The sequence below is a fragment of the Pseudomonas chlororaphis subsp. chlororaphis genome, assembly GCF_003945765.1.
Classification (GTDB): Bacteria; Pseudomonadota; Gammaproteobacteria; order Pseudomonadales; family Pseudomonadaceae; genus Aquipseudomonas; species Aquipseudomonas chlororaphis.
This window is the reverse complement of record NZ_CP027712.1, coordinates 4,234,076-4,257,287: the sequence shown is the minus strand read 5'-3', so window position 1 is coordinate 4,257,287 and position 23,212 is coordinate 4,234,076. Positions and strand designations below refer to the sequence as shown.

General features: G+C 64.3%; 16 protein-coding genes, 1 pseudogene and 2 riboswitches. Of the genes and pseudogenes, 7 read left to right on the top strand and 10 right to left on the bottom strand.

What is annotated here, in order from left to right; all coding sequences use genetic code 11:
* Position 1: 1 nt before the first annotated feature.
* Positions 2 to 1,624, top strand: coding sequence for an ABC transporter ATP-binding protein (locus tag C4K27_RS19175; protein WP_053261751.1), 1,623 nt, complete (start codon positions 2 to 4; stop codon positions 1,622 to 1,624).
* Positions 1,625 to 1,704: 80 nt separating this feature from the next.
* Here C4K27_RS19175 and C4K27_RS19170 read toward each other — a convergent pair whose 3' ends face one another.
* Together C4K27_RS19170 and C4K27_RS19165 are read right to left on the bottom strand one after the other, a co-directional pair.
* The gene (locus C4K27_RS19170; RefSeq protein WP_007921837.1) at positions 1,705 to 2,019 is read right to left on the bottom strand and encodes an SCP2 sterol-binding domain-containing protein; all 315 of its coding nucleotides are present in this window, start codon (positions 2,017 to 2,019) and stop codon (positions 1,705 to 1,707) included.
* Between the two features lie 50 nt (positions 2,020 to 2,069).
* Positions 2,070 to 2,780 (bottom strand): histidine phosphatase family protein, encoded by a 711-nt coding sequence (locus tag C4K27_RS19165; protein ID WP_053261750.1) that lies wholly within the window; start codon positions 2,778 to 2,780, stop codon positions 2,070 to 2,072.
* 204 nt (positions 2,781 to 2,984) lie between these two features.
* Here C4K27_RS19165 and sohB point away from each other — a divergent pair, with 204 nt between their 5' ends.
* Positions 2,985 to 4,007: a protease SohB gene (gene sohB / locus C4K27_RS19160; RefSeq protein WP_053261749.1), complete on the top strand. Its 1,023-nt coding sequence runs from the start codon at positions 2,985 to 2,987 to the stop codon at positions 4,005 to 4,007.
* Positions 4,008 to 4,170: 163 nt separating this feature from the next.
* Here sohB and C4K27_RS19155 read toward each other — a convergent pair whose 3' ends face one another.
* Together C4K27_RS19155 and C4K27_RS19150 are read right to left on the bottom strand one after the other, a co-directional pair.
* Positions 4,171 to 4,665: a DUF934 domain-containing protein gene (locus C4K27_RS19155; protein WP_053261748.1), complete on the bottom strand. Its 495-nt coding sequence runs from the start codon at positions 4,663 to 4,665 to the stop codon at positions 4,171 to 4,173.
* Complete coding sequence (locus C4K27_RS19150; RefSeq protein ID WP_053261747.1) at positions 4,649 to 6,307, bottom strand: nitrite/sulfite reductase; 1,659 nt, start codon at positions 6,305 to 6,307, stop codon at positions 4,649 to 4,651. The genes C4K27_RS19155 and C4K27_RS19150 overlap by 17 nt, the downstream gene beginning before the upstream one ends.
* A gap of 497 nt (positions 6,308 to 6,804) precedes the next feature.
* On the opposite strand from C4K27_RS19150, the pseudogene C4K27_RS19145 reads away from it, so the two are divergent.
* A pseudogene (locus C4K27_RS19145) lies at positions 6,805 to 7,901 on the top strand (ABC transporter substrate-binding protein).
* 7 nt (positions 7,902 to 7,908) lie between these two features.
* On the opposite strand, the gene C4K27_RS19140 reads toward C4K27_RS19145, so the two are convergent.
* Entirely contained in the window at positions 7,909 to 8,127 is a 219-nt protein-coding gene (locus C4K27_RS19140; RefSeq protein WP_053261745.1) for a DUF2970 domain-containing protein, read from the bottom strand.
* Positions 8,128 to 8,233: 106 nt separating this feature from the next.
* Positions 8,234 to 11,944 carry a methionine synthase gene (gene metH, locus C4K27_RS19135; RefSeq protein WP_053261744.1) on the bottom strand — a complete coding sequence of 1,237 codons (3,711 nt, stop codon included), beginning with the start codon at positions 11,942 to 11,944 and terminating at the stop codon, positions 8,234 to 8,236.
* A 156-nt stretch (positions 11,945 to 12,100) separates the two neighbouring features.
* On the opposite strand from metH, the gene C4K27_RS19130 reads away from it, so the two are divergent.
* Both C4K27_RS19130 and nfuA read left to right on the top strand, forming a co-directional pair.
* On the top strand, positions 12,101 to 14,392 hold the full coding sequence (locus C4K27_RS19130) for a fatty acid cis/trans isomerase (RefSeq protein WP_053261743.1): 2,292 nt from the start codon (positions 12,101 to 12,103) through the stop codon (positions 14,390 to 14,392).
* 203 nt (positions 14,393 to 14,595) lie between these two features.
* Positions 14,596 to 15,180 carry a Fe-S biogenesis protein NfuA gene (gene nfuA, locus C4K27_RS19125; RefSeq protein ID WP_007921862.1) on the top strand — a complete coding sequence of 195 codons (585 nt, stop codon included), beginning with the start codon at positions 14,596 to 14,598 and terminating at the stop codon, positions 15,178 to 15,180.
* 159 nt (positions 15,181 to 15,339) lie between these two features.
* Here the strand turns inward: nfuA and cobM are convergent, their stop codons facing one another.
* From cobM to C4K27_RS19105, 4 genes are all read right to left on the bottom strand, one after another.
* Positions 15,340 to 16,086 (bottom strand): precorrin-4 C(11)-methyltransferase, encoded by a 747-nt coding sequence (cobM, locus tag C4K27_RS19120; protein WP_053261742.1) that lies wholly within the window; start codon positions 16,084 to 16,086, stop codon positions 15,340 to 15,342.
* Positions 16,087 to 16,166: 80 nt separating this feature from the next.
* Entirely contained in the window at positions 16,167 to 16,580 is a 414-nt protein-coding gene (locus C4K27_RS19115) for a cobalamin biosynthesis protein (protein ID WP_053261741.1), read from the bottom strand.
* Complete coding sequence (locus C4K27_RS19110; RefSeq protein WP_053261740.1) at positions 16,577 to 17,284, bottom strand: CbtA family protein; 708 nt, start codon at positions 17,282 to 17,284, stop codon at positions 16,577 to 16,579. The genes C4K27_RS19115 and C4K27_RS19110 overlap by 4 nt, the downstream gene beginning before the upstream one ends.
* Positions 17,285 to 17,295: 11 nt before the next feature.
* Positions 17,296 to 17,484: a CbtB domain-containing protein gene (locus C4K27_RS19105; protein ID WP_007921866.1), complete on the bottom strand. Its 189-nt coding sequence runs from the start codon at positions 17,482 to 17,484 to the stop codon at positions 17,296 to 17,298.
* 98 nt (positions 17,485 to 17,582) lie between these two features.
* A riboswitch (cobalamin riboswitch) is annotated at positions 17,583 to 17,804 on the bottom strand.
* Positions 17,805 to 17,909: 105 nt separating this feature from the next.
* Positions 17,910 to 18,108: riboswitch (cobalamin riboswitch) on the top strand.
* A gap of 96 nt (positions 18,109 to 18,204) precedes the next feature.
* Here C4K27_RS19105 and cobW point away from each other — a divergent pair.
* Positions 18,205 to 19,272 (top strand): cobalamin biosynthesis protein CobW, encoded by a 1,068-nt coding sequence (gene cobW, locus C4K27_RS19100; protein WP_053261739.1) that lies wholly within the window; start codon positions 18,205 to 18,207, stop codon positions 19,270 to 19,272.
* A 3-nt stretch (positions 19,273 to 19,275) separates the two neighbouring features.
* A complete protein-coding gene (cobN, locus tag C4K27_RS19095) occupies positions 19,276 to 23,049 on the top strand; it encodes a cobaltochelatase subunit CobN (protein WP_053261738.1) in 3,774 nt (1,257 codons plus the stop codon).
* Positions 23,050 to 23,212 lie beyond the last annotated feature (163 nt).

Here is a 23,212-nt window from a genome sequence, read left to right as displayed (position 1 = left end):
GATGAGTGAACGACTGATTGAACTGCGCGGCCTGCGGGTGGCGTTCAAGGCCACTGAGGTGGTGCATGGCATCGACCTGGAAATCTATCCCGGCGAATGCCTGGCGCTGGTGGGCGAGTCCGGCTCCGGCAAGTCGGTGATGGCCCACAGCCTCCTGCAATTGCTCGACCCGGGCAGCACGCGCATCGCGGGCAGCATCCGTTATCGCGGCGAAGAGTTGCTCGGCGCCAGCCCGGCGCGCTTGCGCCAGCTGCGCGGCAACCGTATCGCGATGATCTTCCAGGAGCCCATGAGTTCGCTGAACCCCCTGCATAGCCTGGAGCGACAGCTGGGGGAAACCCTGCGCCTGCACAAAGGCATGGCCGGCAGCCAGGCCCGCGAACGGATCCTGGAACTGCTGCGTCTGGTGGGCATCCAGCAGCCGGAGCAGCGCTTGCAGGCCTATCCTCATCAGCTCTCCGGCGGGCAACGCCAGCGGGTGATGATCGCCATGGCCCTGGCCTGCGAACCGGAGCTGCTGATCGCCGACGAGCCGACCACCGCCCTCGACGTGACGGTGCAGCGCAAGATCCTGCTACTGCTCAAGGACCTGCAGCAGCGCCTGGGCATGGCCTTGCTGCTGATCAGCCACGACCTCAACCTGGTGCGCAGCATCGCCCAGCGGGTGGCGGTGATGCGTGCCGGGGAGATAGTCGAAACGGCGGGCTGCGCGCAGCTGTTCGCCGATCCCCGGCATCCCTACAGTGTCCAGCTGCTGAATGCCGAGCCCGGCGGCCAGGCGCTGCGCCGCGGGCCCAGCGCGACCCTGCTGGCGGTGGAGGGGCTGAAGGTCTGGTTCCGCCAGGGCGGTGGCTGGCTGCGGCCCAGGCGTTACCTGAAGGCGGTGAACGGCATCGACCTGCAACTGCAACGGGGCAAGACCCTGGGCATTGTCGGTGAATCCGGCTCGGGCAAGTCGACCCTGGGCCAGGCGATCCTGCGGTTGATCGAGTCCGAAGGCCGCATCCGCTTCAAGGGGCAGGACCTGCACAGCCTCGACGGCAAGCAACTGCGGCCGTTGCGTCGGCAACTGCAAGTGGTGTTCCAGGACCCCTTCGGCAGCCTCAGCCCGCGCCTCAGCGTGCAGCAGATCATTGCCGAAGGCTTGCTGGTGCATAGCGAGCTGAATGCGTGGCAACGCGAGCAGGCGGTGATCGAAGCCTTGCAGGAGGTCGGCCTCGACCCGGCCAGCCGCCATCGCTATCCCCATGAGTTTTCCGGCGGCCAGCGCCAGCGCATCGCCATTGCCCGCGCCCTGGTGCTCAAGCCGGAACTGATCCTGCTCGACGAACCGACTTCGGCCCTCGACCGCACGGTGCAGAAACAGGTGGTGGCGCTGCTACGCCGCTTGCAACAGGAGCATGGTCTGACCTACCTGTTCATCAGCCACGACCTGGCGGTGGTGCGGGCGCTGGCCCATGACCTGATCGTGATGAAGGATGGCGAAGTGGTGGAGCGCGGCGAGACCGAGCACCTGTTCGGCACGGCGCGCCATCCCTATACCCGGGAGCTGCTGGCGGCGTCCTCGGTGATGGCGGCTCCCGTCACCGGTTTGCCGCTGGCCGAGCCCCTTGGCGCCGACTGAAAACGTGGGCCTGAAACGACGAATCCCGCCGGAAGCGGGATTCGTGGGCAAGACAAGGGCTTCCCTGGGGAAGCGCTTACTTAGGCCGGGAACAGTTCGCTCAGCTTCATCGCCAGCATCATGTCGCCTTCGGCGCGCAGTTTGCCGCCCATGAAGGCCTGCATGCCGTCGGTTTCGCCGCTGACGATGCCTTGCAGGGTTTCGCCGTCCATTACCAGCGTGACCTGGGCGTCCGGGTTCTCGCCTTCCTTGAGCTCGCAAGTGCTGTCTTTGACGATCAGCGAGAAGTTCTTGGTGTCATCGATACGGAAACCGAAAACCAGGTCCAGGCCGGCAGCGGCAGCTGGGTTGAACTTGGCTTTCATGGCTTGTACGGCGTCGGCTACGGAGGTCATGGTTCGATCCTTTTATGGGTTGTTACAGCAAGGGTCACAGTGATCCGGACTCAGCGGAAAGTGATGAGTTCCGGGGCCTTCAGCAGTTGCAGGTGGGCATGGCTGTTGAAGGAAGCCAGGGCAACCTCGCGACCGCGAAACTTCAGCTTGTTGAGCGAGGTATTGACGATTTGCCAATTCAGTTCGAAGGCCTGGGCGGCAGGCATCCGGGTAATCAGGTGGAGCAGGGCGGTGATGGTGCCGCCGGAGGTGAACACGGCGATTTTCTGGGTGTTGTCGGCCTGTTCCAGAATGCGCTGCAGGCCGGCCTGCACCCGTTCGACAAACCCCAGCCAGCTTTCCAGCCCCGGTGGATCGTAGGTGCCGGCCAGCCAGCGCTCGATGATCAGGGCGAAGATGCGCTGGAATTCGGCGCGGTTCTGCGCGGCGTTGCGCAGGATGTCCAGGGCATCGGGTTCTTCGGACAACAAGTCGGGCAGCAGGGCGCGGATCACCGCGTCGGCATCGAATTCGTTGAACGCCGAATCGGTTTCCAGGATCGGCGTGGGCAGGCCAGCGGCGCTGAACTGTTGCAGGGTGGAGTTGGCGGTGTGTTGCTGGCGACGCAGGTCGCCCGCCAGGCAGCGATCGAAGTTCACGCCCAGTTCGACCAGGTGTTGACCGAGCACTTCGGCCTGGCGCACACCCGTGGTCGACAGGACGTCGTAGTCGTCCGCACCGAAGGAGGCCTGGCCATGTCGAATCAGATAGATGCTGCCCACGTCCGCGTCATCCCGGTACGTTGAAAGTTTTGCGAGGTTATGAGGATGCCGGTGAGCTGTCAATGAAAAAACATACGCTTGTTTGAAATGCCCGTTAGAGCACGGTAACAGGAGGTTTCGCGACTGGCCGGCGCCTGGCTGCGCCGGTATGCTGGAGCCATTCCGCCACGTGTTGGCAGTGATGCACGTCTTTAAGGAGTCCCTGTGGAGTTTCTCTCCGAGTACGCCAGTTTCCTGGCCAAAACCGTCACCCTGGTCATCGCCATCCTGGTGGTGCTGATCACCGCTGCCTCGCTGCGCAGCAAAGGCCGGCGCAAGGGCGCCGGGCAGTTGCATGTGAGCAAGCTCAACGATTTCTACAAGGGCCTGCGCGAGCGTCTGGAGCAGAGCCTGCTCGACAAGGACCAGCTCAAGGCACTGCGCAAGTCCGAGGCCAAGGCCGAGAAAAAACACAAGAAGCAGCACGAGGAAAAAACGCGGGTGTTCGTGCTGGATTTCAGCGGCGACATCAAGGCCTCGGCCACCGAGGGGCTGCGCCACGAAATCACCGCGCTGCTGAGCCTGGCCACGCCCAAGGATGAAGTGGTGCTGCGCCTGGAAAGCGCCGGCGGCATGGTGCACAGCTATGGGCTGGCCTCGTCGCAACTGGCGCGGATTCGCCAGGCCGGTGTGCCGTTGACGGTGTGCATCGACAAGGTCGCGGCCAGCGGCGGCTACATGATGGCGTGCATTGGCGAGAAGATCATCAGCGCGCCGTTCGCCATCCTCGGCTCGATCGGCGTGGTGGCGCAGTTGCCCAACGTCAACCGCCTGCTGAAAAAACACGACATCGACTTCGAAGTGCTGACTGCCGGTGAGTACAAGCGCACCCTGACCGTGTTTGGCGAAAACACCGAGAAGGGTCGGGAGAAATTCCAGGAAGACCTGGATGTCACCCATCAGTTGTTCAAGAACTTCGTCTCCCGTTATCGGCCGCAACTGGTCATCGACGAGGTGGCCACCGGTGAAGTCTGGCTGGGTGTCGCGGCATTGGAAAAGCACCTGATCGACGAGCTGAAAACCAGCGACGAGTACCTGGCCGAGCGCGCCAAGAGCGCCGAGCTGTTCCACCTGCACTACGCCGAGCGCAAGAGCTTGCAGGAGCGGGTAGGGCTGGCGGCCAGCGGTTCCATCGACCGTGTGCTGCTGACCTGGTGGAGTCGCCTGACCCAGCAGCGTTTCTGGTAAGGGGCACCACGGGAACGTGTTTCTTTTGTAGGAGCGAGGCTTGCCCGCGATCGCGGTTACCGCGTTAAAGATGCTGCGTTTAAAGATGCCGCGTTTAAAGATGACAGACACAAAAAAGCCCTGAACCGGTTTCCCGGTCCAGGGCTTTTTGTTGGCGCGGGCTTTAGCGGCGACGGAACAGCGGCAGCGGTTCGTCGGTGGCGGCCTGATAGGTCACGGAGAAGTCCTTGAGGCTTTCCAGGGCTTCGTACGGGTCCTTGTCGGCGCGCAGGGCGTAAGCGTCGAACCCGCAGCGGCGCAGGTAGAACAGCTGGTCGCGCAAGATGTCGCCGATTGCCCGCAGCTCGCCCTTGAAGCCGTAGCGGTCACGCAGCAGGCGGGCGTTGGAGTAGTTGCGGCCGTCGGTGAAGGCCGGGAAGTTCAGGGCGATGACCTGGAAGTGCTGCACGTCATCACCGATTTCTTCGGCTTCTTCATCGGCGTCCAGCCACACGCCCAGGCCGCCGTCGCGGGCCTTGAGGGCGTGAGCGTGCTCGCGCCACAGGGCCAGCGGTACGATCAGGTCGTCGCAGTTGGAAATGCCGTCGAGGGTCGCGTCCTTGGGCAGCAGGTGCCAGGTTTCGTCGATGACCTCGTTGTTCTTAATGATTCGCTGCATAGACGCGCTCCTTGAAGAGGTCGATGCCAATACGTTGGTAGGTGTCGATGAAGCGCTCGTCTTCGGTACGTTGTTCCACGTACACGTCGATCAGCTTCGAGATCACATCGGGCATGTCGTCCTGGGCGAAGGACGGGCCGAGGATCTTGCCCAGGCTGGCGTCGCGGCTGGCGCTGCCACCCAGGGAAACCTGATAGAACTCTTCGCCTTTCTTGTCCACCCCGAGGATGCCGATATGGCCCACGTGGTGGTGGCCGCAAGCGTTCATGCAACCGGAGATGTTCAGGTCCAGCTCGCCGATGTCGAACAGGTAGTCCAGGTCGTCGAAACGGCGCTGGATGGATTCGGCGATCGGGATCGACTTGGCGTTGGCCAAGGAGCAGAAGTCACCGCCCGGGCAGCAGATGATGTCGGTCAGCAGGCCGATGTTCGGCGTGGCGAAACCTTGTTCGCGCAGCTCGCCCCACAGGGTGAACAGTTGGCTCTGCTCGACGTCGGCGAGAATCACGTTCTGCTCGTGGGAGGTGCGCAGCTGGCCGAAGCTGTAGCGATCGGCCAGGTCGGCGATGCCGTCCAGCTGCTTGTCGGTGACGTCGCCCGGGGCTACGCCCGTGGGTTTCAGCGACAGGGTCACGGCGACATAGCCCGGCTTCTTGTGGGCCAGGGTGTTGCGCGTGCGCCAGCGGGCGAAGCCCGGATATTGTTTGTCGAGCTCGGCCAGCTCGGCGTCCTGGTTGGCCAGGGCCTTGTAGTCCGGATCGACGAAGTGCTTGGCCACGCGATGCACTTCGGCTTCGGTCAGGGTGGTCTGGCCGCCGCGCAGGTGAGCCATTTCCGCTTCGACCTTCTCGGCGAACACCTCTGGGGTCAGGGCCTTGACCAGGATCTTGATCCGCGCCTTGTACTTGTTGTCACGCCGGCCGTAGCGGTTGTAGACCCGCAGGATGGCGTCGAGGTAGCTCAACAGGTCCTGCCACGGCAGGAACTCGTTGATGAAGGCGCCAACCACCGGGGTCCGGCCCAGGCCGCCACCGACCAGGACCCGGAAGCCCAGTTCGCCGGCGGTGTTGTGCACCGGCTCCAGGCCGATGTCGTGGACTTCGATGGCCGCGCGGTCCGCGGTCGAACCATTGATGGCGATCTTGAACTTGCGCGGCAGGTAGGCGAATTCAGGGTGGAAGGTGGTCCACTGACGGACGATTTCACACCAGGGGCGCGGGTCGATCAGCTCATCGGCGGCGACGCCGGCGAACTGGTCGGTGGTGACGTTGCGCAGGCAGTTGCCGCTGGTCTGGATGGCGTGCATCTGCACGGTCGCCAGCTCAGCCAGGATGTCCGGGATGTCTTCCAGCGCCGGCCAGTTGAACTGCACATTCTGCCGGGTACTGATGTGGGCATAGCCCTTGTCGTAGTCGCGAGCGATCCTGGCCATCATCCGTGCTTGGCGCGAAGTCAGCTGGCCATAAGGCACCGCCACCCGCAGCATCGGGGCAAAACGTTGGATATAGAGGCCATTCTGCAGGCGCAGAGGGCGGAATTCTTCTTCGCTCAGCTCGCCTGCCAGATAGCGCCGGGTCTGATCACGGAACTGCTTGACGCGGTCCTCGATGATCCGCTGATCGTACTCGTCGTATACGTACATATAGATCCTGTTCTCAGGCTTATCAGGTGACGCAGAGGCGGATGTCACCCAAGAAATTCTGCGCGCACGGCCGCGCACTCCCAACGGAGCCGGGCGAAGATACCAGTTTGCAGTTATGCGCAAAAGTGATGTTTGAGTATATGCAAAGAACCAAAACGACTAACGGTATCCGACCGGCTCAAACCCACATTTGTGGTGAGGGCAATCCTCGACTTAACTGTGCTCGAGTCTTTGTGCAGTCACCGATAAAACCGACAAGAGGCGATGCTATGAGCAATCCAACCAAGGCAAGGAAAAGCGACAGCGCTGTCGATGCTTGGGCCATTCTCTTTCTGATCATTCTGGTCGTGGGAACGGCGGTGTTCTGGGTCAGTCATCAATAGTTGCGGTCAAGCGATGAGCAGAGTCCGAATTGTCTGTGGGAAATGACGATTTGCCGACATAGGCCAGTATTTTGCCAGTTATACTGCGGGCAATATTCCGGGACTCTGATCGCAATGTTCAAGGCGTTTGGTAAGTGTCTGCTGCTGGTGCTGCTTGTACTGAGTCCAACGTTCTGGGCCATGGCCCATGCCACCTCGGTAGTGTTTTTGAATCCGGGCCACTCCACTGAAACCTTCTGGGTCGGGTATTCCCAATTCATGCAGGCCGCGGCCAATGACCTCGGCCTGGATTTGCGCGTGCGTTATTCGCAGCGCGATTCGCAAACCACCATCCGCCAGGCCCGGGAAGCCCTGCAGGGCCCGGACCGGCCGGATTACCTGGTGGTGGTCAACGAGCAATATGTTGCGCCGGAGATCCTGCGCCTGTCCCAGGGCAGCGGGGTGAAGCTGTTCGTCGTCAACAACGCGCTGACCGCCGATCAGCAACGCTTGCTGGACGAGCACCAGAGCCGTTATCCCGACTGGATCGGCAGCATGATCGCCAACGACGAAGAAGCCGGCTACCTGATGCTCAAGGAGCTGATTCGCCGTCATGGCCCGCTCGCTCCCGGGCAGTACATCGACCTGCTGGCGTTCTCGGGCGTGAAGAACACTCCGGTGGCGCAATCACGCGAACAAGGCTTGCGGCGGGCATTGGTGGAGCATCCCGAGGTGCGCCTGCGGCAGCTGGTGTATGGCGAGTGGAATCGCCAGCGCGCCTTTGAGCAGGCCCAGCAGTTGCTCAAGCGCTATCCGCAGACGCAGTTGATCTGGTCGGCCAACGACGAGATGGCCCTGGGAGCGATGGAGGCGCTGGAGCAGCAAGGGCGGCGACCGGGCAAGGATGTGCTGTTCAGCGCTCTGAACAGCTCGCCGCAGGCCTTGCAGGCATTGATCGACGGACGCCTGACGGCGCTGATCGCCGGGCACTTCACCCTGGGGGCTGGGCAATGGTGGTCCTCAACGACGATGCCCGGGGGCTGAAGCCTGCGACCCATGGCGGCCCGGACTGGCAACTGGGTGTGTTCCAGTTCCTGGACAAGGTCCAGGCGCAGCGTCTGCTGGAGTTGCAGGGGACACAGCAATACGGCGTGGACTTTCGCGGGCTGTCGGCCGAGGGCAAGCCGGCCGGCTACCGTTATCCCTTCTCGCTGGATCTGTTGCTGCGCTGACAGGCGTTCAAAGCCCCGTCAAATGCAGCACCAACTTGACGATACCGAACAGGGTCAAGGCGAACACCGCCGTGAACAGAATGCCCAGGATCACGAAATGGCTGGGTTTGCCGTGGGTGAAGTCGCGCTTGCGGTTTTTGCCGCTCTGCACGCCAAAGGCAGCAGCGGCGACGCTTTGCAGCATCTGCCAGAAGGTCGGCGGCTTGTCGTTGGTGGGGTCGTCCATAAATCCCTCGACACAAGTGGGTGTGGGGAAAGCATAGACAATACCGCTTGTTCCAGCTTGCGGGAGCGCCGACTGGCGGCTCCCGCAAGTGAAGCGAGCTGGGCTTTTAGTTGTCGTAGCCCAGGTTCGGTGCCAGCCAGCGCTCGGTCACGGCCAGGTCCTGGCCTTTGCGCGCGCTGTAGCTGCTGACCTGGTCCTTGTCGATCTTACCCACGGCGAAGTACTGCGCCTGCGGATGGGCGAAGTACCAGCCGCTGACCGCCGCCGCCGGGAACATGGCGAAGTGTTCGGTGAGGAACACGCCGCTGCGCCCGGCCTTGCCTTCGGATGCCTCGGGGTCGAGCAGGGCGAACAGGGTGCTCTTCTCGGTGTGGTCCGGGCAAGCCGGATAACCCGGGGCAGGGCGGATACCGCTGTACTGCTCCTTGATCAGCGCCTCGTTGTCCAGCTCTTCGTCCTTGGCATAGCCCCAGTAGTTTTTACGCACTTGTTGGTGCAGCCACTCGGCGCAGGCCTCGGCCAGGCGGTCGGCCAGGGCCTTGACCATGATCGAGTTGTAGTCGTCGCCCTTGTCCTGATAGGCCTTGGCCACTTCTTCGGCGCCGATGCCGGCGGTGGTGATGAAACCACCGACGTAGTCGGTCACGCCGCTGTCCTTGGGGGCGACGAAGTCGGCCAGGGAGAAGTTCGGCTTGCCGTCGGTCTTGATGATCTGCTGGCGCAGGTGGTGCAGCCTGGCCAAGGCCTTGCCGTCGTCGCCATAGACTTCCAGGTCGTCGTCCTGCACCTGGTTGGCCGGCCAGAAGCCGAACACCGCGCGGGCGCTGATCAGCTTCTCGTCGATCAGCTTGTCGAGCATTTCCCGGGCGTCCTTGTACAACGCGGTGGCGGCTTCACCCACCACTTCGTCCTCGAGGATGCGCGGGAACTTGCCGGCCAGGTCCCAGGAGATGAAGAACGGCGTCCAGTCGATGTATTCGGCCAGGACCCGCAGGTCGATATTGTCCAGCACCTTGGCGCCGGTGAAGGTTGGCACGGTCGGCTGGTAGCTGCTCCAGTCGAACTGTGGCTTCTTGGCCACGGCCGCCGGGTAGCTCAGGCGCTCGGTGCGGGCGCTGCGGTTGGCGGTGCGCTCACGGACTTCCACGTACTCTTCGCGGGTGCGCTGGACGAAACCGGCCTTGAGTTCCTTGGACAGCAGCTGGGTGGCCACGCCCACGGCGCGCGAGGCGTCGGTGACGTAGACCACCGCGTCATTGCTGTACTTGGGCTCGATTTTCACCGCCGTGTGCGCCTTGGAAGTGGTGGCGCCACCGATCATCAGCGGCAGGTGGAAGTCCTGGCGCTGCATTTCCCGAGCGACGTGGACCATCTCGTCGAGCGACGGAGTGATCAGGCCGGACAGGCCGATGATGTCGCACTTCTGTTCCTTGGCCACCTGCAGGATTTTCTCCGCCGGCACCATCACACCGAGGTCGACGATGTCGTAGCCGTTACAGCCCAGGACCACGCCGACGATGTTCTTGCCGATGTCGTGCACGTCGCCCTTGACCGTGGCCATGAGGATCTTGCCCTTGGCTTGCGGCTTGTCGCCTTTTTCCAGCTCGATGAACGGGATCAGGTGGGCCACGGCCTGCTTCATCACCCGGGCGGACTTGACCACCTGGGGCAGGAACATTTTGCCGGCGCCGAACAGGTCGCCGACGATGTTCATGCCAGCCATCAGCGGGCCTTCGATCACTTCGATCGGGCGGGCGAAGGACAGCCGCGACTCTTCGGTGTCTTCGACGATATGGGTGGTGATGCCCTTGACCAGGGCGTGCTCCAGGCGCTTGTTGACGTCCCAGTTGCGCCATTCTTCGGTCTCGGCTTCCTTGACGCTGCCGTCGCCCTTGTACTTGTCGGCGATGGCGAGGAGGGCATCGGTGCCTTCCGGGGTGCGGTTGAGGATCACGTCCTCGACGGCGTCGCGCAGCTCCTGCGGGATCTGGTCGTAGATCTCCAGCTGGCCGGCGTTGACGATACCCATGGTCAGGCCGTTGCGGATCGCATACAGCAGGAACACCGAGTGGATCGCCTCGCGCACCGGGTTGTTGCCGCGGAAGGAGAACGACACGTTGGACACCCCGCCGGAGCTCAACGCATAGGGCAGCTCGTCGCGGATGTAGGCGCAGGCGTTGATGAAGTCCACCGCGTAGTTGTTGTGCTCCTCGATACCGGTGGCCACGGCGAAGATGTTCGGGTCGAAGATGATGTCTTCCGGCGGGAAGCCGACGTCGTTGACCAGGATGTCGTAGGAACGCTTGCAGATTTCCTTCTTGCGCGCCTCGGTGTCGGCCTGGCCGGCTTCGTCGAAGGCCATCACCACCACGGCGGCGCCGTAGCGCTTGCACAGCTTGGCGTGATGAATGAACTGCTCGACGCCTTCCTTCATGCTGATGGAGTTGACGATGCCCTTGCCCTGGATGCACTTGAGGCCGGCTTCGATCACTTCCCACTTGGAGGAGTCGATCATGATCGGCACGCGCGAGATATCCGGCTCGCCGGCGATCAGGTTGAGGAAGGTCACCATGGCCTTCTTCGAGTCCAGCATGCCTTCGTCCATGTTGATGTCGATCACCTGGGCGCCGGCTTCGACCTGCTGCAGGGCGACTTCCAGGGCTTCGGTGTAGTTCTCTTCACGGATCAGGCGGGCGAACTTGGCGGAACCGGTGATGTTGGTCCGCTCGCCAACGTTGACGAACAACGACTGGCGATCGATGGTGAACGGCTCCAGGCCCGACAGGCGGCAGGCCTTGGGAATGTCCGGGATCTGCCGCGGGGCATAGCCGGCGACGGCCTTGGCGATGGCCTCGATATGTCCCGGCGTGGTGCCGCAGCAGCCGCCGACGATGTTCAGGAAGCCGCTCTGGGCGAACTCTTCGATGACCTTGGCGGTTTGCGCCGGCAGTTCGTCGTACTCGCCGAATTCGTTGGGCAGGCCGGCGTTGGGGTGCGCGGAGACATGGGTACTGGCCTTGTTCGACAGCTCTTCCAGGTAAGGGCGCAGTTCGCTGGCGCCGAGGGCGCAGTTGAGGCCGACGGAAATCGGCCTGGCGTGGGCCACGGAGTTCCAGAAGGCTTCGGTGGTCTGCCCGGACAGGGTGCGGCCCGAGGCGTCGGTGATGGTGCCGGAGATCATGATCGGCAGTTCGAGGCCCAGCTCTTCGAACACGCCCTGCACGGCGAAGATCGCCGCCTTGGCGTTGAGGGTGTCGAAGATGGTCTCGATCAGGATCAGGTCGGCGCCGCCCTCGATCAGGCCCTTGGTGGCCTCGGTGTAGTTCTCCACCAGTTCGTCGAAGGTGACGTTGCGGTAGCCGGGGTTGTTGACGTCCGGCGACAGCGAGCAGGTGCGGCTGGTCGGGCCCAGTACGCCGGCGACGAAGCGTGGCTTGTCCGGGGTCTCCAGGGTCTTGGCGTCGGCCACCTTGCGCGCCAGGCGCGCGCCTTCGACGTTGAGCTCGTAGACCAGCGCTTCCATGCCGTAGTCGGCCATGGAAATCTGCGTGGCGTTGAAGGTGTTGGTCTCGAGGATGTCGGCGCCGGCATCCAGGTAGGCTTTCTCGATGCCGCCGATCACGTCCGGACGGGTCAGCACCAGCAGGTCGTTGTTGCCCTTGACGTCGCTCGGCCAGTCGGCGAAGCGTTTGCCACGGTAGTCCTGCTCCTCGAGCTTGTAGCTCTGGATCATGGTGCCCATGCCGCCGTCGAGAATCAGGATGCGCTCTTTGAGGGCTTGCTGAAGGGCTTGGAGGCGCGTGCTGCGATCGGACATGAAAGACTACCTGGAAGGGCCATTACGAAGGGCGAGGATCATAGCAAACCTGTGCGCTTTTAGAGCATGCGGCGCTTTTGCATGAATATCGCTCATGTTGGTGGCCGTGCTGGCCCGGTAGAATCGCCGGATTTTCTTATGGATTGGACCAGGGATATGTCTTACCGCGTTGTCATCGGCAGTGTGCTGCTGCTTTTAAGTTCGCTCGCCAGCGCCCAGGGTCCCGCGCCAGCGATCTCCTACACCCGCGATATCCAGCCGATCTTCACCGAGAAGTGCGTGGCCTGCCACGCCTGCTATGACTCGGCGTGCCAGCTCAACCTGGGCAGCGGCGAGGGCGCGGCCCGCGGCGCCTCGAAGATCCCGGTGTACGACGGCGAGCGCAGCAAGGCGCAGACGCCGACCCGCTTGTTCTACGACGCTTCCGGCAAGCACGCCTGGCAGGGCATGGGCTTCTACTCGGTGCTCGACGCCCAGGGCAGCCAGGCGGCGCTGATGGCGCGCATGCTGGAACTGGGCCACAAGACGCCGTTGCAACCCAACGCCAAGCTGCCGGACAACATCGTCCTGGGCCTGAACCGCGAGAACATGTGCGCGCAACCGGCCGAATTCGACGGTTATGCCCGGGCCCATCCGCGCGAAGGCATGCCGCTGGCGGTGACCGGCCTGACCGATCAGCAATACCAGACCCTGCAACGCTGGCTGGCTTCCGGTGCGCCGATCGACGAGCAGGGCCTGGCGCCGAGCGCCAGGGAAGCGATGCAGGTGCTGCAGTGGGAAAACCTGCTCAATGCCCCGGGCGCCCGGGAAAGCCTGGTGGCCCGCTGGCTGTTCGAGCACTGGTTCCTCGCCCATATCTACTTCGAGGGCGGCGAGCCGGGGCATTTCTTCCAGTGGGTACGTTCGCGCACGCCGAGCGGCCAGCCGATCGACCTGATCAACACCCGCCGGCCCAACGACGACCCGGGCACCCAGGTGTATTACCGCCTGTGGCCGGTGCAGGGGGCGATCGTGCACAAGACCCACATCACCTACCCGCTGAGCGCGGCGAAGATGGCGCGGATCAAGACCCTGTTCTACAGCGGCGACTATCAGGTCACCGCGCTGCCGGGTTATGGCCCGGGCCGCCGCGCCAACCCGTTCGAGACCTTCGAGGCGATTCCGGCCAAGGCCCGCTACCAGTTCATGCTGGATAATGCCGAGTACTTCGTGCGCACCTTTATCCGCGGCCCGGTGTGTCGTGGGCAGATCGCCACCGACGTGATCCGCGACAACTTCTGGGCGTTGTTCCAGGCCCCGGAGCACGATCTCTATATCACCGACCCGGCCTACCGCGGCCAGGCCACGCCGCTGCTGGCCATGCCCGGGCAGAACGACGACGTCGGCAGCGTGCTGAGCCTGTGGCTGGCCTACCGCGACAAGCGCAACGAATACGAGGTCCTGCGTCGCGATTCCTACGCCGATGCGCCGCCGCCGAGCTGGCCGACCCTGTGGGCGGGCAACGACAACGCGTTGCTGAGCATCTTCCGTCACTTCGACAGCGCCTCGGTGACCAAGGGCCTGATCGGCGAAGTGCCGCAGACCATGTGGCTGTTCGACTACCCGCTGCTGGAGCGCACCTATTACCAGTTGGCGGTCAACTTCGATGTGTTCGGCAATGTCTCGCACCAGGCGCAGACCCGGCTGTACTTCGACCTGATCCGCAACGGTGCCGAGCAGAACTTCCTGCGTTTGATGCCCGCCGGCACCCGCGAGGATTTCCTCGACGATTGGTACCAGAACAGCGGCAAGTTCAAGATGTGGCTGGACTACGAGTCCATCGACGACGACAAGGCCAGCGCCCTGGTGCTGGACGAAAAGGACCCGAAACGCGACTTCGCCAACCAGTTGCTGAACCGTTACGGCGACCTCAATGCGCGGCCCGATCCGATCAACCGTTGTGACGGTGCCTACTGCTCGCGGCCGAATATCGACCCGGCGCTGCAGAACGCCGAACAGGCCCTCAGCGGCCTGGTTTCGCGGCCGGCGGCCGGCATGCGGGTCATCGACCTGTTGCCGGAGGCCACCATGCTGCGCATCCAGGCGCCGAGCGGCAAGCGGGTGTTCTACAGCATGCTGCGCAACCGCGCCCACAGTAATGTGGCGTTCCTGCTGGGCGAGTCGCTGCGCTACCAGCCGGGCCTGGACACCCTGACCATCTATCCGGGCGTGCTCAGCAGCTACCCGAACTTCATGTTCAACATTCCCGCCAGGCAGGTGCCGGAGTTCGTGGCCGAGATGGAAAACGCCAAGGACGCCCACCGTTTCGAGAAAATCGTCGAGCGCTGGGGGATCCGTCGCAGCCATCCGCAGTTCTGGCAGTACTTCCATGACCAGACCCAGTACATCCTCGAGACCGATCCGAAAGAGGCGGGCGTACTGGACATGAACCGCTACGAGAACCTCTGAAGGCGCCAGGCCCTTGAAATTCCGGGCCGCAGCCCTCAGGTTGCGGCCCGGCCCATCCCGGAAAAGCCTTGTAAAAAATCCCAGGCGTTGCGTCGACCACGCAGCGCGGGCCTATCGACCAAGGTCTATCCTGACAAAAATACTAGGACTTTGTCCGGCACGCCGATTGGCGTAAACTGCGCCCACGCCTGCGAGGAATTTCCATGACCGCTATTACCATTACCGACGCCGCCCACGATTATCTGGCTGATCTGCTCTCCAAGCAGAACACCCCGGGCATTGGCATCCGCATCTTTATCACCCAGCCAGGGACTCAGTACGCCGAGACCTGCATCGCCTATTGCAAGCCGGGTGAAGAAAAGCCCGAAGACAAAGCCCTGGGGCTGAAGAGCTTCACCGCCTACATCGACGCCTTCAGCGAAGGTTTCCTCGATGACGCGGTGGTCGACTACGCCACCGACCGCATGGGCGGCCAGCTGACCATCAAGGCACCCAACGCCAAGGTGCCGATGGTCAACGCCGACAGCCCGGTCAACGAGCGCATCAACTACTACCTGCAAACCGAGATCAACCCGGGGCTGGCCAGCCACGGCGGCCAGGTCAGCCTGATCGATGTGGTCGAGGACGGCATCGCCGTGCTGCAGTTCGGCGGTGGTTGCCAAGGCTGCGGCCAGGCCGACGTGACCCTGAAGGAAGGCATCGAGCGCACCCTGCTCGAGCGCATTCCCGAGCTCAAGGGTGTACGTGACGTCACCGACCACACGCAGAAAGAAAACGCCTACTACTAAGTAAGGCGTTCGCTGCGAACATGAAAAACGGCGCCCCGTGAGCGCCGTTTTTTTATGCCCATTATTCCAGGTGTCTTGCGGCGCCTGGATCGCGAGCAAGCTCGCTCCTACTGGGGGGACACGATCAACTGTAGGAGCGAGCTTGCTCGCGATACACCCTCAAGGCCGATACAGATGCGCATGCCCCGCGCGATACAACGACGACTCACTGAAACTGTCCGTGGCCAGCACCCGGCCCACCAGGATCAGCGCCGTGCGCCGAAAACCCTTGGCCTGGACCTTTTCGGCGATGTCCGCCAGGGTGCCCAGCACCCAGTCCTGGTCCGGCCAGGTCGCCCGGTGCACCACGGCAATCGGGCAGTCGGCGCCGTAGTGGGGCAGCAGCTCGGTGACAATCTTTTCCAGATGGTTGACCCCCAGGTGAATCGCCATGGTGGTGCCGTGGGCGGCCAGACTGGCGAATGCCTCGCCGGCGGGCATCGAGGTCTTGTCGGCATAACGGGTCAGGATCACGCTCTGGGCGACGTCCGGCAGAGTCAGTTCGGCCCCCAGCAAGGCCGCGCAGGCCGCGGTGGCCGTCACGCCGGGGATGATCTCGAAGGGGATGCCCAGCTCGCGCAGGCAGCGAATCTGCTCGCCGATGGCGCCGTACAGGCTGGGGTCGCCGGAATGTACCCGGGCCACGTCCTGGCCTTTGGCATGGGCGTCCTTGATCAGCTCGATGATCTGTTCCAGGTGCAGCTCGGCGCTGTTGACCAGCTGTTCGGCGCGATGGCCCTGGAGCACGGCTTCGGGCACCAGGGAACCGGCATAGATGATGACCGGGCAGCTGTGGATCAGCCGCTGGCCCTTGACGGTGATCAGTTCCGGGTCGCCGGGACCTGCGCCGATAAAAAAGACGGTCATGGCGTTCTCCTGTGAAAAAAGGGCGAGGCAACCTCACAGATGAAGATTGCTCATGATCAGCGGCGGGGATTATCGAAGATTTACCCGGAGCAGGCCAAGGCGAGGGTCGCCTGGGCGTATTTCTGCCGCGGGACCAGCAGCCTTACCGGGCCTCGGGCCAGGTGTTCGGCCAGGGCCAGGGCGGCACTTTCGGCGACGCCGTAGCAGCCGGTGCGCTCGTAGGCGATCTGCGAACGATGGCTGAGTTGCAGCACATAAGGCGTCAGCTGGGTACTGCTGAAACAGGTCAGGGGCAAGTCCAGTTGCGCGGCCAGGGCCAGCAGCCCGGGTTCCTCGCGTTTCAGGTCGATGCTGGCCAGGGCCTTGATCTGCCCGGGGTCGATGCGGTGGGTGCTCAGGGTCTGGTCGAGCAGGGCGCGCAAGGTCTCCACCGGGCAGCCCCGCTGGCAGCCCAGGCCGACCACCAGGGTCGGCGCTGTGCTGGCCTGCGTCATGCCGAGTACTGATCGTCGCTCTTGCGGCGGAACAGCCAGGCGCTGATCAGGCCCAGGGCCAGCCAGAACGCGGCGTTGGTCAGCTGCGAAGCGATCTTGAACTGCGCCTCCAGCTCCTCCGGAGCGAGCATCGAATGCACTTGCGGCTGTGGCGCGCCGATGAGGTGCGGCACGGCGAGGATGGCCACGCCCAGCGCTTTCAGCAGCCAGTTACGGGCGAAGACGATCAGGGCAATGCCGGCCGCGGTGGAAGCGGCGGTACTGACCCACCAGATCTGCCGTTGCGCCAGGTCCGCGGCGGCGGTGCCCGGCAGTTCGGGCGGCAGGCCGAGGGTCGGCGCCAGGCAGAAAGTCGCATAACCGGCCAGGCCCCAGAGCAAGCCCTGGGAAGTACGGTTCGGCGCGCGCAGGGTGTAGAGGCCGGCGAGCATCAGGGCGAAACCCACGGCGACTACCAGGTTGCCGCCGGTGGTGGACAGCACGCGCTGCCAGCCGTCTTCCGGTTCCCAGGCTTCGGCGTCGTGGCTGTGGGCGGCGGTGCCGGCGGCATGCTCATGCGCTTCTTCATGCTGGGCGGCCGGGGCCTTCTCGTAGGTTTCCGCCTCCAGGATCAGCGGCGCGACCCAGAAGCTTTGCAGCAGGGTCAGCAACAGGGCCGCCAGCAACCCGGTGAACCCCGCGGTTTGCGCGATACGCTTGATCATGTCGGCAGGTCTCAGTGGCAAGGGAAGGCGGCGCTGTGGCGGGTATCGTGGGCGGCGTTGTGCACCGCTTCGATATGGGAGAAGCCGGCGAAATACACAAGGCACGCACCGAGAATCGAGGCGCCGATGGCGGCGACCAGGCGTTGGCTCAGGGTGGCGGTACTGCTGCTGGAGTGGCTGGTGCTGCTGATGATCGACATGGCGCTTCCCTCTGGTGTGTCAGCGGGTGAATCGAGCGCAGCAAAACCCCGCGAGACGGGCTCGCGGGGAATTAACAGCGCCCGCCCACCGCGGGTTTGTTATGACTGTGCAGCGGGCCGGTCTCCGGGCTCGCGAGGGGCGGGGCTTGCGCCACGCCTGCAAGAATCGCCTTCCCATGCCGGACTGCTGGCACAGTGGATCTGATTCTTCGCTCGCTTACCGTTGCGGGGGCAGCACCGGACTGATCAAGGCTTTTGGCCTGTGACGCACCGGTTTCCCGTTTCACCCTGTGAAGGGCACCCGTAACAAGGTGTGTAGGAGAGCATGGGCGAGGGAGGGGCGTCAATTGGCAAGGGTTCTCGTTTTCGATCGCAATTGGCCTGTCCTTGCGCTGCATGGACATTGACCGCCCCCCAAGCTCTGCGTAGCCTTGCGCTCTCGAGGTTCTTCGGCGTCTGTCGAAGCTAAGAAGGGAACGCGGTCCAAGCCGCGGCTGCCCCCGCAACTGTAAACGGTGATGAACGATGCAAGGCCACTGCCAGGCGGCGGGAAGGCGCATCGTTGGCCAGTCTAACGACCGGCACGCCGTCAGCCAGGAGACCTGCCTCGGACCTGATTCTCACTACAACCGGGCGGGGTGATCCGGTGGCGAACCCTTCCGTGCAGTTGCCTGCGCGGTTCTCGTCCCGTATGCCCGCCACCTTGCCAAAGGGCATCCGATGAAAACACTGGCCAAACTTCCCGTCACCATCGTTACCGGCTTCCTCGGCTCGGGCAAAACCACCTTGCTGCGGCACATGCTGGACAACGCCCAGGGTCGGCGCATCGCGGTGATCGTCAACGAGTTCGGCGAGCTGGGCATCGACGGCGAGATCCTCAAGCAGTGTTCCATCGGTTGCACCGAGGAAGAAGCCAGCGGTCGTGTCTTTGAACTGGCCAACGGCTGCCTGTGCTGCACCGTGCAGGAAGAGTTTTTCCCGGTGATGCGCGAGCTGGTGGCCCGTCGCGGCGACCTCGACCATATCCTCATCGAAACCTCTGGCCTGGCCCTGCCCAAACCTTTGGTCCAGGCATTCCAGTGGCCGGAAATCCGCAGCGCCTGCACCGTCGACGCGGTGATCACGGTGGTCGACAGCCCAGCCGTGGCCGCCGGCACCTTCGCCGCCTTCCCGGACCAGGTCGACGCCCAGCGCAAGCTCGACCCCAACCTCGACCATGAGTCGCCGCTGCATGAGCTGTTCGCCGACCAGCTGTCCAGCGCCGACCTGGTGATCCTCAACAAGGCCGACCTGATCAGCCCGGCAGACCTGGCCAAGGTGCGCCTGGAAGTGGCCGAGGAGCTGCCGCCGGCGGTGAAAGTCATCGAAGCCAGCAGCGGTCGCCTGCCGCTGGACGTGCTGCTGGGCCTGGGCAACGGCTCGGAAGAACATATCGACGGCCGCCACAGCCATCATGACCATCACCACGATGGCGACGATCATGATGATCATGACCACGACGCCTTCGATTCCATCTCCATCGAGCTGCCCCAGGCCGACGAAAGCCTGCTGCTGGACGCCCTGACCCAACTGGTGGTGCAGCACGGCATCCTGCGGGTCAAGGGCTTCGCAGCGATCCCCAACAAGCCGATGCGCCTGTTGATCCAAGGCGTGGGCACCCGCTTCGACAAGCACTTCGACCGCCAGTGGGGCGCCGATGAAGCCCGTGCCACGCGCCTGGTGCTGATCGGCCAGGAACTGGACGCGACCCTGCTCGAAGCGCAATTGCGCGCCGCGCTTAGCGTGTAAGTCATGCACCTGCTCAGGACCCAGCCCGGCGGTTTCGTGTCGGATGACAACATTGCCGACCTTGGACAGACCCCCGCCGAACTGGTGATCCTGTGCAGCGGCGACTCCAGCCTGGCGCTGCTGGCCGAAGCGGCGCAGCAACTGCCAGAGGACTACCCGAGCTTTCGCCTGGCCAACCCGATGCAGGTGCAGAACCATGCCTCGGTCGACCTGTATGTCGACCAGGTGCTGCGCCACGCCAAGGTGATCCTGATTTCCCTGCACGGTGGCATCGCTTATTGGCGTTATGGCATCGAGCAACTGGTGCAGCTGGCGCAGCGCGGCGTGCAGTTGATCCTGGTGCCGGGCGACGATCGTCCGGACCCGGAGCTGAGCGACCTGAGCACGGTGCCCGCCGCCGACCGCGAGCGCCTCTGGCACTTCCTGCGCCAGGGCGGCATGGGCAATGCGCTGAACCTGTACCGCTGCCTGGCCAGTGCCTGGCTGGGGCGCGATTACCATTGGTCCGAGCCGCAGACCCTGCCGCGCACAGCGATCTACCACCCGCACAAAAGCCGCGCCGCCCTCAGCGACTGGCAAGCCGACTGGCGGGCCGGCCAGCCGGTGGCGGCGCTGCTGTTCTACCGCTCGCATTTGCAGGCGGCCAACACGGCCTTTATCGATGAGTTCTGCCGGCGCTTGTTGGCGGCGGGCCTGAACCCGCTGCCGATTGCCCTGGCCAGCCTGAAAGAGCCCGGTTGCCTGGCGGTGGTCGAGGAGCTGCTGGATGAAGTCGAGGCCGGGGTGATTCTCAACACCACCGGCTTTGCCCAGTCCAGCCCGGAAGCGCCGCACCTGCGGCCGTTCCGCCGCGATGTTCCGGTGATCCAGGCCATCTGCGCCCAGGACAACGAACCCGGCTGGCGCGCCAGCGAGCAGGGCCTGGGCCCGCGGGACCTGGCGATGCACATCGCCTTGCCGGAACTGGACGGGCGCATCATCAGCCGGCCCATCAGCTTCAAGGACCTGGCCTGGCGCAGCGAGCGCAGCCAGTCGGACGTGGTCTGCTACCGCCCGGCCCCCGAGCGCATGGATTTTGTCGCCGAACTGGCGCGGCGCTGGGTCGATCTGGCCCGGCTGCCCAATGCTGAAAAACGCATCGCCCTGATCCTCGCCAACTACCCGACCCGCGACGGCCGCATCGGCAATGGCGTGGGCCTGGATACGCCGGCGGCGGCGCTGAATATCTTGTGCGCGCTGCACGCCGAGGGCTACCCGTTGCCGGCCGAGTTGCCGGACAGCGGGACAGCACTGATCCAGCAACTGCTCGGTGGCGTCAGCAACGACCTGGACAGCCTCGACCTGCGCCCGTGCCAGCAAAGCCTGGCGCTGGAGGAGTACCAGGCCATGTTCGACGCGTTGCCCGAAGCCAACCGCCTGGCGGTGACGGAACGTTGGGGCGGGCCGCAAAACGACCCGATGTTCCGCGGCGGGCGGCTGATGATCGCCGGCCTGCGTTTTGGCCTGACCTTTGTCGGCATCCAGCCGGCGCGCGGTTATCAGGTCGATCCGAGCGCGGTCTATCACGACCCGGACCTGGTGCCGCCCCACGGGTACCTGGCGTTCTACTTCTGGCTGCGCCAGACCTACGGCGCCCACGGGCTGATCCACGTCGGCAAGCACGGCAACCTGGAGTGGCTGCCGGGCAAGGGCGTCGGCCTGTCCGAAAGCTGCTGGCCGGACGTGCTGCTGGGGCCGCTGCCGAATATCTATCCGTTCATCGTCAACGACCCGGGCGAGGGCGCTCAGGCCAAGCGCCGGACCCAGGCGGTGATCATCGACCACCTGATGCCGCCGCTGACCCGCGCCGAAACCTATGGCCCGCTGCGCGACCTGGAACTGCTGGCCGACGAGTACTACGAAGCCCAGTTGCTCGATCCGCGCCGCGCCCGCGAGTTGCAGAAGGACATTCTCAAGCTGGTGCGGGTGACCCGGATCGACCGCGAACTGCAACTGGACGGACAGCTCGACGGCGAGGCCGACGCGGCGCTGTGGCTACCGCGCCTGGACACCTACCTGTGCGACCTGAAGGAGTCGCAGATCCGCGACGGCCTGCATGTGTTCGGCGAATCGCCCGTGGGCCGCCTGCGTATCGACACCTTGCTGGCCTTGCTGCGCATTCCCCGTGGCGATGGCCGGGGCGCGCAGTCGAGCCTGTTGCGGGCCCTGGCCAAGGCCTTCGAGCTGGGTTTCGATCCGCTGGATTGCGCCCTGGCCGAGCCCTGGAGCGGGCGCCGGCCACAGGCCTTGCAGGACCTCAGTGAGCAACTGTGGCGCACTGCCGGCGATACCCGCGAGCGCCTGGAGCTGTTTGCCGGGCGCTTGATAGAAGCGGCCTTGGCCGGTGAGGTCGAGCAACTGAACGAGCCCGGCTGGAGCGAGGTCAAGGCGATCATCGACAGCCTGCGCGAGGTAGTGGCGCCGCGCCTGGATGCCTGCGGCCCGGCGGAAATGCGTGGTTTGCTGGATGCCCTGGGCGGGCGTTTCGTGCCGGCCGGGCCCAGCGGCGCACCGAGTCGTGGACGCCTGGACGTGCTGCCCACCGGGCGCAATTTCTACTCGGTGGACGTGCGCAACCTGCCGACCACCACCGCCTGGCGCATCGGTTTCCAGTCGGCCAACCTGATCCTCGAACGGCACCTGCAGGACCATGGCGACCACCTGCGCCAACTAGGCCTGTCGGTGTGGGGCACGGCGACCATGCGCACCGGCGGCGACGATATCGCCCAGGCCATGGCACTGATGGGTGTGCGCCCGGTGTGGGCCACCGGCAGCCAGCGGGTCGACGACTTCGAGATCCTGCCGCTGAGCCTGCTGGACCGCCCGCGGGTGGACGTGACCCTGCGGGTGTCCGGGTTCTTCCGCGATGCCTTCGCCAACCTGATCCGCCTGTTTGACGCCGCGGTGCAGGCGGTGGCCGCGCTGGACGAGCCGGACGACCTCAACCCGCTGGCGGCCAAGGTCCGCGCCGAGCGTGAAGCGCTGCTGCAGTCCGGTCTTGATGCTGAGGCCGCGCAGCGCCAGGCCGGCTGGCGGATCTTCGGCGCCAAGCCCGGGGCCTATGGTGCGGGCGTGCAGGGCGCTATCGACGCTCGCCTGTGGCAGAGCCGCGAGGACCTGGCCGAGGTCTACCTGAACTGGGGCGGCTACGCCTATGGTGGCGCCGACGAAGGCACCGCGGCCCGTGGCCAGTTCGCCCAGCGCCTGAGCCAGGTGCAGGCGGTGCTGCAGAACCAGGACAACCGCGAGCACGACCTGCTGGATTCCAACGACTACTACCAGTTCCAGGGCGGCATGCTCGCGGCGGTGGAAAGCCTCAGCGGCGAAAAGGCCGCCAGCTACCACGGCGACCACAGCCAGCCGGACCTGCCGAAGATCCGCAGCCTCAAGGAAGAGCTGAACCGGGTGATCCGCTCCCGCGCAGCCAACCCGAAGTGGATCGAAGGGGTGAAGCGCCACGGCTACAAGGGCGCCTTTGAAATGGCCGCCACCGTGGATAATCTGTTCGCCTTCGACGCCACCACCCAGCTCATCGACGATCACCAGTACGCCCTGCTGGCCGACGCCTATCTGCTGGACCCGGCGACCCGCGAATTCATCCGGCAGCACAACCCCCATGCGTTGCGCGACATGACCGAACGCCTGCTCGAAGCCCAGCAGCGCGGGATGTGGCAGGCGCCCGGCGAGTACCGCGAGGCCCTGGAAAACCTGCTGCTGGATATCGAAGAAGATGGCTGATGCCCCTGTAGCCGCTGCCGCAGGCTGCGATCGGGCCCGCAGGGACCGCTGGGGCAGGCGACGCGGCCTGTCAGATAGCAATGCGTCGTCTGTTTTATGCCGACTGCGTCGTCAATCGCAGCCTGCGGCAGCGGCTACACCGATTGATGTTCGTGCATCCCTT